The 406-nt window shown below is 59.1% G+C and carries 1 protein-coding gene; it reads right to left on the minus strand.

Annotated features, from left to right (window positions below; all coding sequences use genetic code 11):
- Window positions 1-406 (minus strand): S1C family serine protease (locus tag AX692_RS08960; RefSeq protein ID WP_155646298.1); only part of this gene is annotated, 406 nt, incomplete at both ends.

The raw sequence follows: 406 nt of genomic DNA on the forward strand, positions 1-406 counted from the left end.
TTGTCACGCCGATCCTGCCACGCTTGACCTCGCCAAACTGGCGCAACTGATCGGCTACACCCATTGCCATCTGAATGGGTACGGCAAAGCCGATACCGATATTACCGCCGCCGCGGCCCGAGAGAATTGCCGTGTTGATACCAATCAGGCGACCCCGGCTATCCAACAAAGCACCGCCCGAGTTGCCTGAATTGATGGGCGCATCGGTCTGGATATAATCTTCGAGGCCCTCACCAATTCCCGAACGGCCGAGACCGCTGACGATCCCCATGGTCAACGTCTGTTCAAGGCCCAACGGGTAGCCGACAGCAAAGGCAAGATCGCCGACCTTGAGCGACTGCGAGTCTCCCTGAGCAATCGGTTGAAGGTCGCGCGCGGCGACGGTGATCAACGCGATGTCGGTATC

The sequence above is a fragment of the Erythrobacter donghaensis genome (genome assembly GCF_001557325.1).
Taxonomy (GTDB): Bacteria; Pseudomonadota; Alphaproteobacteria; order Sphingomonadales; family Sphingomonadaceae; genus Erythrobacter; species Erythrobacter donghaensis_B.